Here is a 16,516-nt window from a genome sequence, read left to right on the forward strand (position 1 = left end):
TTTGCTACTTGAAATGGTGGAAGTGATATGTTATAATTGTATCTGAAACAGGCGTGAGCCTCACATTTTGACAAGGAGAGATATAAATGGAATTTCAGAAGCTTATTGAAAGCAGAAGAAGCATAAGAAAATATGACGGCAGTAAAAAGGTAACAAAAGAGCAGATAGAAACTCTTATAGCTGCTGCAACAGAAGCACCATCGTGGAAAAACTCTGAAACTGCAAGGTATTACTGTGTTCTCAGTGACGAGATGACAAAGAGGGTAAGAGAGGAGTGCTTGCCTGGATTTAACAGAGAAAGGTCTGAAAATGCGGCGCTTCTTGTAACGACTTTTGTACATACAAGAGCAGGTTTTGACAAAGAGGGTGATCCTGATAATGAAGTCGGCAATGGCTGGGGCTTTTACGATCTTGGTCTGCACAATGAGATACTTCTTCTCAAAGCGGCTGAGCTTGGCTTAGGCTCGCTTGTAATGGGTATCAGGGACGGGGAGAAGCTCCGTGAGGTGCTTGAAATACCTGAAAGCGAGATCGTAGTATCGGTTATAGCCGTTGGCTATCCTGCAGAAGCCCCTGCCAGACCTAAAAGGAGAGCTGTTGAGGATATTGCAAAGTTCTTTTAATATGGGAGTTATGCAGTTTTTTAGCTTGTATTTGTGATATTGACCTTCCTGCGCTTTAGTTTGGTCGTCAGACCTTTCTTACAGCATGGGGAGGTCTTTTTGTGCGTAAAAATAAGGCGTTAGAACAAAATCTAACGCCTTACTGATATTCTTTTGAACACGAAGTCTTATCGTTGTTCGCATTACAAGATTTGTGAAGTGGCTTAAAACCTTACTTCATAGCCTCTTCAACTGCAACTGCGCAAGCAACTGTAGCACCAACCATTGGGTTGTTGCCCATGCCGATAAGACCCATCATCTCAACGTGAGCAGGAACTGAAGAAGAACCAGCAAACTGAGCGTCGCTGTGCATTCTTCCCATTGTATCTGTCATACCGTAAGAAGCAGGACCAGCAGCCATGTTATCTGGGTGCAGAGTTCTACCTGTTCCTCCGCCTGAAGCAACTGAGAAGTATTTCTTGCCCTTCTCAAGTCTTTCCTTCTTGTATGTACCTGCAACTGGGTGCTGGAATCTTGTTGGGTTTGTTGAGTTACCTGTGATAGAAACGTCTACGTTTTCCTTCCACATGATAGCAACGCCCTCGGTAACATCGTTAGCACCGTAGCAGTTTACCTTAGCTCTCAGACCATCGGAGTATGCCTTACGGAATACTTCCTTAACTTCGCCTGTGTAGTAATCCATTTCTGTTTCAACATATGTGAAGCCGTTGATTCTAGCGATGATCTGTGCAGCGTCCTTGCCAAGACCGTTAAGAATAACTCTCAGAGGCTTTGTTCTAACCTTGTTAGCCTTCTCAGCGATACCGATAGCACCCTCAGCGGCAGCGAATGATTCGTGACCTGCGAGGAATGCGAAGCACTCTGTGTCCTCTTCAAGAAGCATCTTGCCGAGGTTACCGTGACCAAGACCAACCTTTCTCTGGTCAGCTACAGAGCCAGGGATACAGAAAGCCTGAAGTCCCTCGCCGATAGCAGCAGCAGCGTCAGCAGCTCTTGTGCAGCCCTTCTTGATAGCGATAGCGCAGCCTACTGTGTAAGCCCACTTAGCGTTCTCAAAGCAGATAGGCTGAATGCCCTCAACGAGCTTATAAATGTCAAGACCCTTAGCCTTGCATACGTCAGCACACTCTTCGATAGTGTTGATACCGTACTGATTGATAACAGCAAGGATCTGCTTTTCTCTTCTCTCATATGATTCAAATAAAGCCATTGTAACAAATCCTCCTTATTCTTTTCTTGGGTCAACGATCTTAACAGCGTCAGCTACTCTACCGTACTGACCCTGTGCTTTTTCAAAAGCAGTGTTAGCATCGTCGCCAGCCTTGATGAAGTCCATCATCTTGCCGAAGTTTACAAACTTGTAGCCGATGATCTCGTCATCTTCGTTAAGTGCAAGACCTGTAACATAGCCGTCTGTCATTTCAAGGTATCTAGGACCCTTTGCAAGTGTACCATACATAGTACCTACCTGTGAACGAAGTCCCTTACCAAGGTCCTCAAGACCAGCGCCTACTACAAGACCGCCCTCAGAGAATGCACTCTGTGAACGACCGTAAACGATCTGGAGGAAAAGCTCTCTCATAGCTGTGTTGATAGCGTCGCAAACGAGGTCTGTGTTAAGAGCCTCGAGAACTGTTCTGCCTGGAAGGATCTCTGATGCCATAGCAGCAGAGTGTGTCATACCTGAGCAGCCGATAGTTTCAACGAGACATTCCTGGATAACGCCCTCTTTTACGTTAAGTGTCAGCTTGCAGCAGCCCTGCTGTGGAGCACACCAGCCGATACCGTGTGTAAAGCCTGAGATATCCTTGATTTCCTTAGCTTTTACCCACTTTGCTTCTTCTGGAATTGGAGCTGCACCGTGAGCAACGCCCTGAGCGATAGGGCACATTGTTTCAACTTCGTGAGAATAAACCATTATTTACATAACTCCTCTCAAATGATTTTGGTGTAAATGTTGTATATTACATACACTCATATTATAACGCATATTTCGCCATTTTGCAATAGTATTTTATGATTTTTAATATTTTTTTCTCATTCTGTGGTAATTATAACGCTGCTGAGAGGTGCGAGTCTGAGTGGCAGCTTATAGTTTGTGGTATAAAGACCGCTGTTTATGCAGTTTGATCCACTATAAATATCACGGTCAGAGTTGAGAAGCTCTTTGTAGGCTCCGTTTTGCTCGACCTTCAGGCTATAGTTCTGATAGCTTCCGGAAAAATTGAACACCATATAAAGCGTCTTGCCGGAAGGGTCGCTTCTGCGGTAGGCATAAATGCACTGATTTTTGTTGTCTGCGTCTATCCAGCGGAAAGATGTGGAATTATAGTCGGACTTATACAGTGCAGGCTGTTCAACATAAAGCTTGTGGAGTGCTTTCACATACTCGTGTAATGAATCGTGTATAGGATATGTGAGCAAATTCCAGCCAAGCTCTTTTTCATCACGCCATTCAAGATATTCGCCAAGCTCGTTGCCCATGAAGTTGAGTTTCTTGCCAGGGTGAGTGAACTGGAAAGTATACAATGCTCTTATGGTAGCAAACTGCTCCTGCTGACTGCCGAACACCTTATCCACCATGGTTTTCTTGCCGTGAACTACCTCGTCGTGAGAATAAGGAAGAATGAAAAGGTCATTATAGAAATAACTCATGGAGAAAGTCATTTTATTGTGATGATTTCTGCGTTCAAAAGGCGGAGTCTTTATATAATTGATTGTATCGTTCATGAAGCCCAGATCCCATTTATAGTCAAAGCCAAGACCGCCGAACTCAACAGGGGCAGTTACCTTTGTGTAGTTGGTGGAATCTTCTGCGAAAAGCATAACGTCAGGGTGCATTTTCTGAATGGTGTAATTAGTGTTCTTCAAGAACCATATACCGCTGTCGTTCACAGCGTCATCAGTGTGGCCGTGACGATATATAAGGTTTGCAACTGCGTCATATCTCAATCCGTCAACATGATATTTTTCTATCCAGAAATTAACTGAGGATTTTACAAAGCTGAGCACATGAGGCTTTGTGTAGTCAAACAGGGCAGTACCCCACTCGGAGTATCTGTCATACTCGTTGTCGCTTTCAAAGAGGAAGCCTCCGTCATAGATGTGCAGGGCATAGAAATCACGAACAAAATGTACGGGTACAAAGTCCAGAATAATGCCGATATTTTCCGCATGACAAGCGTCTATGAACTTCATAAGCCCTCTAGGGTCGCCGTAACGGCTGGTTGCGGAGAAATATCCCGACACCTGATAGCCCCATGAGCCGTCATAAGGATATTCCGTCAGTGGCAGAAGCTCGATATGGGTATAGCCCATTTCCTTTACATAAGGTATGAGCAGGTCTATCATTTCTTCATAGGTGTAAAAGCGGTCGGTTTCTTCTTTTCCCTCTTTTATTCGCCACGAGCCGAAATGTACCTCATATATGTTCATAGGCTTTTCATAGCATTTGTCGCGCTTTGAGAGCCATTCTTGGTCATTCCAGCTATAGCTGTTGATATCATAAACCACAGACGCATTTTTCGGTCTTAACTCGCTGTACACCGCAAAAGGGTCTGAGCGGTAGTGCTTTTCAAGAGTAGGCGTTGTGATAACATACTGATAAATGTCACCCTCTTTTGCAGGGCGTTCAACGCTCCATACCCCACGTTCATCACATTCCATAGGGATAATATCTCCATTCAGGCAAAGCTCTACCTTCCTTGCATGGGGCGCATAGGTGGAAAATCTTATGCCGTTCTCTATTTTTACTGCCCCCAGGGCTTCATACGCTCTACAGCTTTGACCATTTATAAATTCTGTGATGATATTGTTTTTCATGCCGTTTCCCCCTGTGAAAAATATGATAATGATAAAATATTTATAAAAAGTTATTGAAATTTCATAAATTTATGATATAATAAAAGTTAGCGCAAATTGTCTGCTTTTTTGACATTAATCCAGCTTAGTCTGATTTTTCCTCAAAAAAGACCTTTTGTCGTTATGAATCTGAAAGGAATGTAGTTAAATGTCAAGCTCTGCGATAACCAAAAGTGCTTTGTGTGATTCACTGAAAAAACTCTGCGAGCAAAAACCCTTTGATAAAATATCCATATCCGATATAACAGGTGAGTGCGGTCTTAACCGCCAGTCTTTTTATTACCATTTTCAGGATAAATATGAGCTTTTGAGCTATATCTATCTTCACGAGCTTTTCGCTGACATCACCAAAGGCGTAAACTACGACAACTGGTATGAGCGTCTTGAAGGATTTCTAGTAAATATGCTCAAAGACAAGCGCTTTTACTCAAACACGCTAAAAAGCAACGAAAAGATATTCGAGCATTATCTTTTCAGAAGTATGCACAAGCTGTTCATCAGATTTTTCTATCACGCTGTTGCTATAACCAGAAAGCGTTCCGATAAGGCAAAGTTCTTTGCCGATTTTTATTCTCATGGCTATTGTGGAATAATAATAGATTGGGCAACGGGCGGAATGAGAGAAACTCCACATGACGTAATGCTGAAAATGCGTGAGCTTGCATACGAAAATGTTACCATTGGTGAGGGATTCAGACAGAACCTTTGACAAAAGTCACACAATCACTCTGTTATTTTATCATATTTTATGTAATAAGTGAATAGACAAACCTAAACATACGACAAAAAAAGCGACAGATCCAGATTTCTGTCGCTTTTATTTTACTACTTTGAAGCTTTTGATTTTCTTCTGTCAATAATAACGCATACTATGAATATGAGCAAGCCTGCACCTGAGAGAACTATGCCCTCGTGGAGCAACGGTGCGGTAAAGGTTATCTTTATGCTGTGGCTGCCTTTTGGTATCTTAAAGCCAAGGAATGCAGTGTCGGTCTTTTCACACTGCACCTCTTTGCCGTCGATCTCAGCGGTGAAGCCGTCGGTATACGGAATGGAAATGGTGAAATAGCCGTCATTTTTAACGTCTATAGTGCCGTTTATCACATCTCCGTGAGAGGTCTTCTTGTCTATCATGAACGGGTCAACGTCACGCACAAGGCTGTCTTTGTCGATGACATAACAGCGAACGTTGGTTATCTCATACTTGCCGTCAGAGAAATTCACCTTAACGCTGTCTGCACTATAGTCCTGACCTGTGGTTATGACGTATTCAAAACGTCTGTTATTATTGTAATACTTCCAATCAGGTGCAGTGAGCTTGTTTTTATTGCCGTTTATGGACACCCAAGCGTCCTTTCTGCCACCCTTTATATCGTTGTTCACATTGAAAGATACAAACATTATCTCATTGTTCGTGAGCGTTTCGGGAAGCGTTATCTCCTGAGTGAAAGGCTTTTTGGCGTCAATGGTGTATTTTCCCCATTCACGCTTTATCTGGTCGCACTCTGTAAAGTTGATGGAGCGTACTTTTTTGATATCAGATGAAAATGACTTTTCCGTCTTATCCTCAACTATTATATTATTGAAAAGAGCTTCCACTGAGTAAGGATAATTCAGGGAATTATATTCTTGTCTGCCGATAAGAGCATTGGTAGCATATCCGAAAGGTAGAACGTCATTGTTTTCATAAAGAGAAAGGCTTCCGCTTTCTTTTATCTTCTTGTAGCCTGACACTGCCTTTACCGGGTCGTCAGTGATAAGATATCTGTTTGAAAAATACATATCAGCAATAAGGCTTCGTGTCTGAGTGGTCAGGGAAGTGTTGCGGTATGAATTTTCGTTGTATATCTCGCTGTAATAAAATTTGTTGTAATCTTTATTGTGCAGTGAGGAATATATTGACATGGTGTAATAATCTGCATTATATATCATGTTCACTGTGTTCACTTCGTCAACGCAGTTTGAAGTCCTCGATATCTCCTCTTGCGAGCCGACATAATCTGCAAGCGTATTCATATCACTGCTGTTATCATATTCAAGCTCACTTAAAGGCACAAGCTTGTCTGCAAAGTTTGCATATACTGTGGATACCACGAGGCAAAGGGACATTCCTATATTAAGTATGAACTCTTTTTTGCAACGTCTGTATACAAACAGGCTCGACATAAGCACAACAAAGTCAAGGATAATATAAAACTCCACTTTTTTGGTGGTCTTGAACCAGAAAACTCCTGCCAGTGCAACTAAAAGGGTTATCACTGCAAGTGGTTTAAGCTTTAACTTTCCTCTTATTATATCAAAATAGGTGTGTCCGAAAAGGAGCATACCAAGAGGAAGGAAAGGTATAAGAACTTTCGGGTCAACATACAGTGTGCCGTTTAACATATAGACTATTATAGGGCAGGTGGCTATTACCATCATAACGATCCCAAGAAATCTTCTATAGCGTTGTTTTGAGAACACCGCCGATATTATGCTAAGCACTGTGAAAAGGCAAAGCCCCATTGAGTAGTGATAATAGAGCAGGAATTTCAAGTTTACACCTGGTATGAACGACTTGAGATCAACATGGCTGTTGCCTGCCTCTCTGCCTGAGAGCATACAGTGCAGTGTCGGCAGGATAAGTACGCACGCTATTATCACTGCTAGGATAAGCCTGAAAGCGAATGCTGTTCCGTCTTTGCAGAACTTCTTGAAAGTTGGCTTTTCATTTATTTTCAGCCAGCGGTAAACACCATACACTGCCATTGCCGCAAGACCCGACACTGCAAAGAAATAGCTTGTCATGAGCATCAAAAATGCCCAAAGCGTCACCATGTATTTTCTCTTGCCCTCAAAATAATCCTCGATAGCCATAAAACCCAAAAGCAGGAACGGCATATAATTCACGAACATTATGTGCCTGTGACTGTGGAAGATAAGGGGCGCTGAAAAGAGAAACACAAAGCTCAGTGCAAACGCTGTGTTGTCTGTGAATTTCTGCCGCATCCATATATAGAATATCCACAGGCTTGCTATAATGCCTATTATGGATACTATCTGTATATAGGTTGACATTTTCACAAAGGGCAGAAGATAAGAAAAAAGTATTATAGGCGAATAAAGTCCATAATATGACAGATTATAGATGTTCTCACCACAACCTATGTTCGGGGCAAAGGAGGGAAAAAAGTCCCCTGTTTTGTAAAAGAGCTTTCTGAAATAATCAGGGATAGCATAGTGCTGTCCGCCCCAATCAAGCTCAGAGCCATAGGCGTATTTAAACCTTGTGAGCGCAAGGACAAACAGAAGATATATCCCTGTAAGCACACACAGATGTATTATATTTTTCTTACTGAGCTTCATTCACAGCCACTCCCAGCGCAGTTGCAGTTTGTTTTTTCATTTCAGGGTGTTCACTGTAGCGTTTATACAGCGTCCAATCCTCATAATAAGCCATATGCCACAGCTTGTCTACAGTTTTCTTTTGAGAGGTATACATATCCGCAAGCTTTTTCTTGAACTCGTATCTCTCCTTTGATATCTTTGGCAAAGTGTTGCCCACCACCTTCAGACGGCTAGCCTTGTAATACTTGCCAAAGCAGTAAAGGTCACATTGGATATTGTTCTTGTCGTATATCTCAGTGACGTAATTATGCACGTTTACATGGTGGATATGACCGTATTCGCCTTTTTGATTATGCACAGCTATAAGCTTCCAATCCTTGCAGGTCATTATCTTTTCAAGGTCAGATTCGATACCGTCCTTAACAAGCGCCCAATCGTCACGCTTACCCCTGACTTTATCAGGATATTCAAGCATTATACACTCGTTTCCCGAGGCTTTCACCACGTCCTTGAACTCCTGAGAACGCACCTTATTTCTTCCGTTTGTTACACACACAACAAGATAGCCTTTATCATAAAGATGTCCTCCGCCCCAAAGCACTTCGTCATCAGGGTGAGCCACTATCATAAGCTTATCAGCCTTTGATGACGAAGCAAGCTGTAACTGTATGGCGGATATGGGCGTAACGTCATAAGCCTGATTGATCGTATCTCTTATATGCCTTTTGTAGCCTAAAAACCACAGTGTGCCTATAAAAATGACTATTGCCAGAATTATTGCTGTTTCCTTTATATGTCGTCTTGTAAATCTGAGCATAAAAAAGCCCGCACCCTTGCAGGATCTCTCCTGCGAGATACGGGCGTTCACCTCTTTCTTTATTACTTGTTGTTCACATAGTCTATAAATCTTTCAAATGCAGCCTTTCCGTCTTTGTTTCTCTTATAAATGCCTGCATGTTCAAGCACCTTTGCGAACACGATGCCTATTTCTTTCTGCAAGACCTCGTGAACGTTCTCGGCTGTTATATTGTTTCTCTTTGATATCTCCTCAGCCCAATCAGCGTGCTTTTCTATCATCTCGTCACGGCGTACACCCTCTATGCCCTCTGTGACCAGAACCTGAGCAAGCTTCTCCATTTCGCCTTTAAGTCTTGACGGAAGCACCGCAAGACCCATTACTTCGATAAGACCGATGTTCTCTTTCTTTATATGGTGAAGCTCCTGATGTGGGTGATAAACGCCAAGAGGATATTCCTCTGTGGTGATATTGTTTCTAAGCACAAGGTCAAGCTCATATCTGCCGTCCCTCATTCTTGCGATAGGTGTGATAGTGTTGTGCGGCTCGCCTTCAGTTTCAGCGTAAATGAACGCTTCTTCATCGGTGTAGCCTCTCCAAGCTTTGAGTATCTTGTCAGCAAGGTCAACGAGAGCATTTTTGTCCTCGCTGTTTATTCTGATAACTGACATAGGCCATTTGACGATACCTGCGTCAACGTTCTCAAAGCCCTTGAAAACTATCTTTTCTTCAACAGGGGCTTTCGCCATTGCAAAAGTATAATGACCGCCCTGGAAATGTTCATGGGAGAGTATCGAACCGCCGACTATCGGCAGGTCAGCGTTTGAACCTATGAAATAGTGCGGAAACTGTCTGACAAAGTCAAAAAGCTTCTCAAATGCCGAACGGTCTATTACCATGGGCGTATGCTTTTTATTGAAAAGGATACAATGCTCGTTGTAATAAACATATGGGGAATACTGAAGTCCCCAGTCTGTGCCGTTTATTTTAAGGGATATAACACGGTGGTTCTGTCTTGCAGGGGAGTTCACTCGTCCTGCATATCCCACGTTCTCATAGCACAGCAGGCACTTAGGATATCCCGATTGCTTTGCAAGCTTTGCCGCCGCAATGGCTTTCGGGTCTTTTTCAGGCTTGGAAAGATTGATAGTTATATCAAGGTCGCCGTACTCTGTTGGAGCTATCCAGCGCATATCTTTCTTTACCCTGTATCTTCTTATGTAGTCCGTGTCCTGCGAAAGTTTGTAGAAATAGTCAGTTGCGACCTTTGCAGACTGGTGGTTGTAAAGTCCCCAGAACTTTGTGTCTACCTCTGACGGTCTTGGAGTAAGAAGCCCCATGAGCTTTGTGTCAAAAAGATCTCTGTATACAATGGAATTTTCCGTAAGACCCTTTTCCACAGCGTAATCGAGAAGCTCTTTGAGAGTGCTTTCAAGATCAACGTCAGAAAACTCCTCCGCTGGTTCGTCATATTCCTCAAGGTCAAGGGCTTCAAGAAGCCTGTTTGTAGTGTAAACTCTGTCGCTCTCCTCAATAAGTCCGCTTTCCAGACCATATGTTACAAGTTTTTTTATGCTTTCAAATATCATGTTACAGATCCCCTTTTGTACAAAAGTATGAGGGGTCACCCCCTCAGCCAGCTCTATTATTATAGCCCATTGCTTATTCTTTGTCAACCGACAGAAAGGCTAATTAAGATACTTTTAAGCATTTGAAAAGTGTGATAAGAATATTTTAAGATTATTTTGCAGGGGACGCCAGCCCCTACATTTAATGTTAGGAAAAACGATTTAGCACCGAATATTAACAAATTGTTAAATCGGCAATTGTCCTATTGACAAAAGCGGGAAGTATGGGTATAATAAAAACAATATGACAAAGGCGTTGACAGGAACAAAAGCAAAGTTCTGACATTACAGAGAGCCGTCGGTGGGTGCAAGACGGTATGCGGAATTTGTGATAACTCGTCCCCGAGCCTGAACGGTGAAATTTTATTAGCCGCTCACGGGTTCTCCCGTTATAGAGATACGCATTGATAGATGCGGCTGAGATATGCGGTGTGAACCGTATATGAATGAGAGTGGTAACACGGCAAAGCTCGTCTCTCCTTATTGGTAGGAGCGGCGATTTTTTTATGCCCTTTTCCACATCACTATCAAAATAACTATCGGCTTTATTTATAAGGAGGAACTGACATGAAAAAAGTAGAAAAGTATGAGAGAGGCTATTATATGCCTCCTGTAAAGTGCATGAAGTGGGCTGAAAAAGAGTATGTTGACCATGCTCCTGCATGGTGTTCTGTTGACCTGAGAGACGGAAATCAGGCTCTTATCATTCCTATGAGCCTTGAAGAAAAGCTGGAGTTTTTCACAAAGCTCGTTGAGATTGGCTTCAAGGAGATAGAGATAGGTTTCCCTGCCGCTTCTGAAACAGAATATGAGTTCTGCCGCACACTTATTGAGAAGAACATGATACCTGATGATGTTACTATTCAGGTACTTACACAGTCAAGAGAGCATATCATAAAGAAAACATTTGAAGCTATCGACGGTGCAAAGAACGCTGTTGTCCACCTTTACAACTCAACATCTGTTGCACAGAGAGAGCAGGTGTTCCGCAAGTCTAAGGAAGAGATAATCAAGATAGCTACAGACGGTGCAAAGCTCTGTAACGAGTATAAGAAGCACGCAAAGGGAAATATAGTATTCGAGTATTCTCCTGAGAGCTTCACAGGCACAGAGCCTGAGTTTGCAAGAGATATCTGCAACGCTGTTATCGACATCTGGCAGCCTGCACCTGATAACAAGGTCATCATCAACCTGCCTGTAACAGTTGAAATGTCAATGCCTCATGTTTATGCTCAGCAGGTAGAGTATATGTGCGACACTCTTCACAACAGAGAGAACGTTATTATTTCACTTCACCCACATAATGACAGAGGCTGTGCAGTGGCAGACTGCGAAATGGGTCTGCTTGCAGGCGCTGACAGAATAGAGGGTACTTGTTTTGGCAATGGTGAGAGAACAGGTAACGCCGATATCGTTACTATCGCACTTAATATGTACACTCACGGAGTTGACCCTAAGCTTGACTTCTCAGATATGCCTGCACTGGTAGAGCTTTACGAGAGAGTTACAAGAATGAAGGTTTATGACAGAAGTCCATATTCAGGCGCACTTGTATTCGCTGCATTCTCAGGCTCACATCAGGACGCTATCGCAAAGGGCATGAACTGGAGAAAAGAGAAGAGCTGTGACAAGTGGACAGTTCCTTATCTTCCTATCGATCCGCATGACGTTGGCAGAGAGTATGACGGTGACGTTATCAGAATAAACTCGCAGTCAGGCAAGGGCGGAATAGGCTTTATCCTCCAAAATCAGTTCGGCTATGATCTTCCAAAGAAGATGAGAGAGGACTTTGGCTACAAGGTAAAGGCTGTTTCAGACCACAAGCACAAGGAGCTTATGCCTGATGAGGTATACAAGATATTCAAGGACGAGTACCTCAACAAGTGCGCACCTGTTGATATTCCTGAAGCACACTATGTTCAGAAGCAGAACGGCACTATCTGCGCCGCTATCACAGCTTCAGTAAACGGTGTAACAGACGATCACACAGCAGAGGGCAACGGACGTCTTGACGCTGTGGCAAATGCTATCAAGCAGGCTTTGAACTTTGATTTTACCGTGGAAACATACACAGAACACGCTCTTGAAAGAAAGTCAACATCTGAGGCTGTTTCGTATGTTGGAATTTCCTGCGGTGATAAGATGTATTGGGGCGTCGGCAGACACTCAGATATCATCGTATCTTCTATCAAGGGACTTGTTTCAGCTATCAACAACGCTTTTGCAGATAAGAAGTAATGAATAAAAATTTAAGGGACAGGCGAAAGTCTGTCCCTTTTTTTGTACAAAAAATGCAGCCATATAGAATATGACCGCATTGTATATTATTTCTTTTTTCTTCTGAAAAGCCTTTTGAGCCAGCCTAAAAAGCCCTTTTTCTCCTTTTCAGACTCGACAGCCTTGGCATCATTAACAGGAGCAGGCTTTGGTGCATTGGCGTATGCCTCAGCGTAAAATCTGCTTTGTGCGTCAATGGCGATATCTCCACGCTCTGCACGGACATATTTTCCGTCAGGCTGCATTATCCTTGCTTTTACGTTGTCCTGCATCTGGGTGTCAAAAATATCGAGGACACGTTTTTTTACTTCTTCACTGAGGATAGGTGCGGCGACCTCAACTCGCCTTGTGGTGTTTCTTGTCATATAGTCTGCGCTGGATATGTATACCTTTTTGCGAACACCTGTGCCGAAGATATATATCCTTGCGTGTTCAAGATATCTGCCCACTATTGAGCGTATCTGCACATTGTCAGTAACGCCCTCCACGCCTGCCACAAGGCAGGATATACCTCTTATGACAAGCTCCACCTTTACGCCTGCCTGAGAACATTCTATTATCTTGTCCATAAGTACCTTATCAGTAAGAGAATTGAGCTTTGCGGCAACATATCCCTCACCGCCTGCTCTTGCAATGCTTATCTCATTATCCATAAGCTCCACTACCTTATTTTGCAGACAGTGTGGAGCGACCATAAGTGCCTTTGAGCTTTCCACAAGCTCGCCCATTGAAAGCGTTCTGAACACCTCGCAAGCATCCTGAGCAATGTCATTGTTTGACGTCATAAGGCAAAGGTCTGTGTAAAGCCCTGCGGTCTTTTCGTTGTAGTTTCCTGTACCCACCTGAACAGTGTACTTTACGCTGTCGCCAACTTTTCTTGTAATAAGACAAAGCTTTGAATGGACTTTAAGCCCCTGCGGACCATACATTACATGACAGCCTGACTCCTCGAGAAGCTTTGACCACCCTATATTGTTTTCCTCATCAAAACGTGCCCTCAGCTCCACGAGCACAAGCACGTCCTTACCATTTTCAGCGGCGTTGCACAACGACTTTATGACCTTGGAGTTCTTCGCCACACGATACAAAGTCATTTTGACAGACGTAACGCTATCGTCCTTTGCCGCCTCGTCAAGAAGCCTGATAAAAGGCTTTATGGACTCATAAGGATAGTGCAGGAAAAGATCCTTTTCGTCTATCTGCTCTATCATTGACCTTGACGGGTCTATCATCGCAGAGGGCTGCGGCTCCTGCTTTGGGAAGAAAAGTTCCTTTCTGTCCGATGCCTTGTCAAACACAGCGAACACATAGGACATATCAAGGGGAGTTTTCTCCACAAAGACTTGCTTTTCTGAAAGCTCCAACCTTGAAAGCAGTTCGTTCAGCACAGTGTCGGATATTTGCTTTGAAAGCTGCAATCTTACAGGACAAAGGCGTTTACGCTTGTTGATAAGCTCAGACATATTTTGTCTGAAATCAAGTTCCGAGTCAAAGCCCTCGTCAACGTCGATATCGGCGTTTCGTGTCACTCTCATAAGAGCCTTTTCTTCTATTTTATAGCCCTCAAATGCCTTGTCAGCATAATGGAGAATAAGCTCCTCTACAAGGATATAGCTTATGCAGCCTTCATCACCAGGAAGAAAGATCACACGCTGGAATTTCTCGTTACAGCTAACTATACCCACTGTGACGGCAGATTTTGAAGCGAGTTTTGCGACCGCATAAATACTTTGATTTGCAAGAAACGGGAAAGGGTGTCTTTTATCGATAATAAAGGCGTTAAGAAACGGCTTGACCTCATAGGCATAATAAGCTTCAAGAAATTTCTTATCCTGTTCAGTAAGAGCCTTTATGTTTTTATGTACTATATTTTTAAGCTCCAGTTCCTCGCAGATAGCTTTGTATGTCTTATCTTTTATTGGTATAAGCTCATGAACACGCTCAAATATTGCTGAAAGCTGTTCAGATGGACGCATTTTGGACTTGTTGTCTTTATGATCGTCGTCCACAAGCGAGGAATCATAAAGTGAACCCACACGCACTCTAAAAAACTCGTCAAGATTGCTTGCAAATATCGACTGAAAAAGCAATCTTTCAAGAAGCGGTGTAGCACTGTCCTGAGCTTCTTCAAGAACTCTCTCATTAAATTTAAGCCATGATAACTCTCTGTTATCGTAGACCTTGTTATTCATATTCTTATTTCTCCTAACTCCTATCGTAAGAAAGGCATCTTATATCATACTGTATTATTATACCGCCAAACGAATATGATGTCAATGCAGGTGCCGTAAAAAGCTTGTAAAATCGCCATAAAACAAAAAAACTCCCGCCCGAAGGCAGGAGCAGATCGTCTTGAAGATCAGATCACGATATATTCCTTAGCGGTCTGGCATATATTTGCACAGTTATTCGCAAGGACGCTGTTGTCTTGTGGCAGATTCGGCAACATGACAAGCCAAAAAAGAATGAACACCATTATAAGCATAAGCGTAGCACCAGTCAAAAGTATCAAAGCGGCTGAACGCTTTGATTTCAGTGTTGTATGTACGTCGCTGCACACTTTCTCGGCGGGCTGTGCATTTTCTTTTTCCTCGTTAGGAATACGTTTTTCTTGCTCTTTTTTACACTCAGTACACAACATATACTTTAAACCTCCATAATCTATTTTTACTTCATTAACTATTATACCACATTCTTACCGTCTTGTGTTAAGCTGGCAGCTATAATTTACAGAAATTTTGACTGAACTTTTTGTTAATATGTAAAATTCTAAAACTTGTCGTGTGTATATGATTTATATTCATCAACAAAACCCCTAAAAGAATAACTTAACAAAATCAAATATTGATATAATTCTGCTATTGACAAATGAGAAGCGTATGTTATAATTACTGTGTGTGGAAAAATCAACGAAAATACGTTGTAATTAGCTTTATGTGGAGGAAGTAAAAATGGTAGACAATGTACGTCGTGAATGTATCATGTCAATGTATGAGATATACCCTCTCAGCAGAAAATTGGTATTTGATACGTTTGATAAGAAAAAGTATGATATAACAAGAACTCAGCAGATAATAATGCTGTCACTATGTATTGAGGGAACGCTCACAATGTCACAGCTTGCAAGCAAGATAAACACTTCTAATGAGCAGGCAACAAGGGCTGTGGCACAGCTTGTTGACAAGGGCTTTGTTATCAGAATGCAAAACCCCGATAATCGCAGAGTTATCAACATCAGGCTCACTGACGAAGCTATGCGCTTTATGGAAAAGATGAAAAACGAGATACTTGATGATATACTTGGTAAATTTTCCAGTGTTTCAGATAGTGATATGAAAAAAATGAAGGACGCACTTGTATTTATAAATAGTATACTTAAAAAGGTGCTTAAATAGGAGGCTGTTATGACAAAGGCAAAGAAAATAGTCAGCCGTTGCGAAAGCTGTGTGAATTACGTTTTTGATGAGGATTGTGAATGTTACTGCTGCATGGTAGATCTTGACGAGGACGAAGCATACAGATCAATGAGCGACAGCGAATATAGCTGTCCTTATTACAGGCTTGATGATGAATATGCTGTTGTGAGAAAGCAAAATTGATGATAGATCGGTGAATACATGAAATTTGCCGATTTTTTTCTTGCTTTGTTGAACGTGTAAAGTTTGAAAACTTGTCGATGTAGCTATGTAAAGCTTATTTGCTTTGCAGTGAACATTTGTCGTTAAATAAGGACCGATCTGGGACTAAATTAATATTTGACGAATGATAGAAAGTTATTTATCAAAGTTTACAAAATATTAATAAATACAGTATTAGTATACAATGTTAAAATATTGACTATGCAGGCTGCTATAATCAAAATAGGAAAGATTTTTTTGGGGAAAGTTGCAATTAGCGTAAAAACGCAGGTTTCGTATTGTTTCATGTTCAAGGCTAATAAATATGCCGTTTTATCATCTGCCGGCACTGTGAAAATGATAAATCAATATTGTGCGAACTATCAG

General features: G+C 42.2%; 13 protein-coding genes and 1 other annotated feature. Of the genes, 5 read left to right on the top strand and 8 right to left on the bottom strand.

Going from position 1 to position 16,516, the window contains the following annotated elements; genetic code table 11:
- The first annotated feature begins 86 nt into the window (after window positions 1-86).
- Window positions 87-623, top strand: a complete 537-nt coding sequence (locus KQH97_RS03470; protein WP_022288286.1) for a nitroreductase family protein — start codon at window positions 87-89, stop codon at window positions 621-623.
- Between the two features lie 211 nt (window positions 624-834).
- Here KQH97_RS03470 and KQH97_RS03475 read toward each other — a convergent pair whose 3' ends face one another.
- The 3 genes from KQH97_RS03475 to glgB form a co-directional block, all read right to left on the bottom strand.
- Complete coding sequence (locus tag KQH97_RS03475; RefSeq protein ID WP_022288287.1) at window positions 835-1,833, bottom strand: GGGtGRT protein; 999 nt, start codon at window positions 1,831-1,833, stop codon at window positions 835-837.
- Window positions 1,834-1,848: 15 nt separating this feature from the next.
- Window positions 1,849-2,541, bottom strand: a complete 693-nt coding sequence (locus KQH97_RS03480; RefSeq protein ID WP_022288288.1) for an iron-sulfur cluster assembly scaffold protein — start codon at window positions 2,539-2,541, stop codon at window positions 1,849-1,851.
- A 119-nt stretch (window positions 2,542-2,660) separates the two neighbouring features.
- Window positions 2,661-4,445 (bottom strand): 1,4-alpha-glucan branching protein GlgB, encoded by a 1,785-nt coding sequence (gene glgB, locus KQH97_RS03485; protein ID WP_216552752.1) that lies wholly within the window; start codon window positions 4,443-4,445, stop codon window positions 2,661-2,663.
- 187 nt (window positions 4,446-4,632) lie between these two features.
- On the opposite strand from glgB, the gene KQH97_RS03490 reads away from it, so the two are divergent.
- Window positions 4,633-5,193, top strand: a complete 561-nt coding sequence (locus KQH97_RS03490; protein WP_022288290.1) for a TetR/AcrR family transcriptional regulator C-terminal domain-containing protein — start codon at window positions 4,633-4,635, stop codon at window positions 5,191-5,193.
- A 116-nt stretch (window positions 5,194-5,309) separates the two neighbouring features.
- Here KQH97_RS03490 and KQH97_RS03495 read toward each other — a convergent pair whose 3' ends face one another.
- The 3 genes from KQH97_RS03495 to galT all read right to left on the bottom strand — a co-directional run bounded on the left by KQH97_RS03495 (window position 5,310) and on the right by galT (window position 10,196).
- Window positions 5,310-7,829 carry a YfhO family protein gene (locus KQH97_RS03495; RefSeq protein WP_216552754.1) on the bottom strand — a complete coding sequence of 840 codons (2,520 nt, stop codon included), beginning with the start codon at window positions 7,827-7,829 and terminating at the stop codon, window positions 5,310-5,312.
- Complete coding sequence (locus KQH97_RS03500; RefSeq protein ID WP_216552756.1) at window positions 7,816-8,628, bottom strand: PIG-L family deacetylase; 813 nt, start codon at window positions 8,626-8,628, stop codon at window positions 7,816-7,818. The genes KQH97_RS03495 and KQH97_RS03500 overlap by 14 nt, the downstream gene beginning before the upstream one ends.
- A 62-nt stretch (window positions 8,629-8,690) precedes the next feature.
- Complete coding sequence (galT, locus tag KQH97_RS03505) at window positions 8,691-10,196, bottom strand: UDP-glucose--hexose-1-phosphate uridylyltransferase (RefSeq protein ID WP_216552758.1); 1,506 nt, start codon at window positions 10,194-10,196, stop codon at window positions 8,691-8,693.
- Window positions 10,197-10,482: 286 nt separating this feature from the next.
- Window positions 10,483-10,716: a binding site (T-box leader), on the top strand.
- Between the two features lie 86 nt (window positions 10,717-10,802).
- Here galT and KQH97_RS03510 point away from each other — a divergent pair.
- On the top strand, window positions 10,803-12,473 hold the full coding sequence (locus KQH97_RS03510; RefSeq protein ID WP_216552759.1) for a 2-isopropylmalate synthase: 1,671 nt from the start codon (window positions 10,803-10,805) through the stop codon (window positions 12,471-12,473).
- Window positions 12,474-12,559: 86 nt separating this feature from the next.
- Here KQH97_RS03510 and ppk1 read toward each other — a convergent pair whose 3' ends face one another.
- Window positions 12,560-14,704 (bottom strand): polyphosphate kinase 1, encoded by a 2,145-nt coding sequence (gene ppk1 / locus KQH97_RS03515; protein ID WP_216552761.1) that lies wholly within the window; start codon window positions 14,702-14,704, stop codon window positions 12,560-12,562.
- Between the two features lie 167 nt (window positions 14,705-14,871).
- Window positions 14,872-15,153 carry a hypothetical protein gene (locus tag KQH97_RS03520; protein ID WP_216552762.1) on the bottom strand — a complete coding sequence of 94 codons (282 nt, stop codon included), beginning with the start codon at window positions 15,151-15,153 and terminating at the stop codon, window positions 14,872-14,874.
- Between the two features lie 310 nt (window positions 15,154-15,463).
- Here KQH97_RS03520 and KQH97_RS03525 point away from each other — a divergent pair, with 310 nt between their 5' ends.
- Together KQH97_RS03525 and KQH97_RS03530 are read left to right on the top strand one after the other, a co-directional pair.
- Window positions 15,464-15,907: a MarR family transcriptional regulator gene (locus KQH97_RS03525; protein WP_022288297.1), complete on the top strand. Its 444-nt coding sequence runs from the start codon at window positions 15,464-15,466 to the stop codon at window positions 15,905-15,907.
- A gap of 9 nt (window positions 15,908-15,916) precedes the next feature.
- On the top strand, window positions 15,917-16,111 hold the full coding sequence (locus KQH97_RS03530; RefSeq protein WP_022288298.1) for a DUF6472 family protein: 195 nt from the start codon (window positions 15,917-15,919) through the stop codon (window positions 16,109-16,111).
- Window positions 16,112-16,516: the final 405 nt, after the last annotated feature.

The sequence above is a fragment of the Ruminococcus sp. MSJ-25 genome (assembly GCF_018917825.1).
Taxonomy (GTDB): Bacteria; Bacillota; Clostridia; order Oscillospirales; family Ruminococcaceae; genus Hominimerdicola; species Hominimerdicola aceti.

Bases quoted from the DNA above. Each gene is read 5' to 3' on its own strand.
- KQH97_RS03470 (WP_022288286.1), top strand. From the start codon at position 87: ATGGAATTTCAGAAGCTTATTGAAAGCAGAAGAAGCATAAGAAAATAT.
- KQH97_RS03475 (WP_022288287.1), bottom strand. From the start codon at position 1,833: ATGGCTTTATTTGAATCATATGAGAGAAGAGAAAAGCAGATCCTTGCT.
- KQH97_RS03480 (WP_022288288.1), bottom strand. From the start codon at position 2,541: ATGGTTTATTCTCACGAAGTTGAAACAATGTGCCCTATCGCTCAGGGC.
- glgB (WP_216552752.1), bottom strand. From the start codon at position 4,445: ATGAAAAACAATATCATCACAGAATTTATAAATGGTCAAAGCTGTAGA.
- KQH97_RS03490 (WP_022288290.1), top strand. From the start codon at position 4,633: ATGTCAAGCTCTGCGATAACCAAAAGTGCTTTGTGTGATTCACTGAAA.
- KQH97_RS03495 (WP_216552754.1), bottom strand. From the start codon at position 7,829: ATGAAGCTCAGTAAGAAAAATATAATACATCTGTGTGTGCTTACAGGG.
- KQH97_RS03500 (WP_216552756.1), bottom strand. From the start codon at position 8,628: ATGCTCAGATTTACAAGACGACATATAAAGGAAACAGCAATAATTCTG.
- galT (WP_216552758.1), bottom strand. From the start codon at position 10,196: ATGATATTTGAAAGCATAAAAAAACTTGTAACATATGGTCTGGAAAGC.
- KQH97_RS03510 (WP_216552759.1), top strand. From the start codon at position 10,803: ATGAAAAAAGTAGAAAAGTATGAGAGAGGCTATTATATGCCTCCTGTA.
- ppk1 (WP_216552761.1), bottom strand. From the start codon at position 14,704: ATGAATAACAAGGTCTACGATAACAGAGAGTTATCATGGCTTAAATTT.
- KQH97_RS03520 (WP_216552762.1), bottom strand. From the start codon at position 15,153: ATGTTGTGTACTGAGTGTAAAAAAGAGCAAGAAAAACGTATTCCTAAC.
- KQH97_RS03525 (WP_022288297.1), top strand. From the start codon at position 15,464: ATGGTAGACAATGTACGTCGTGAATGTATCATGTCAATGTATGAGATA.
- KQH97_RS03530 (WP_022288298.1), top strand. From the start codon at position 15,917: ATGACAAAGGCAAAGAAAATAGTCAGCCGTTGCGAAAGCTGTGTGAAT.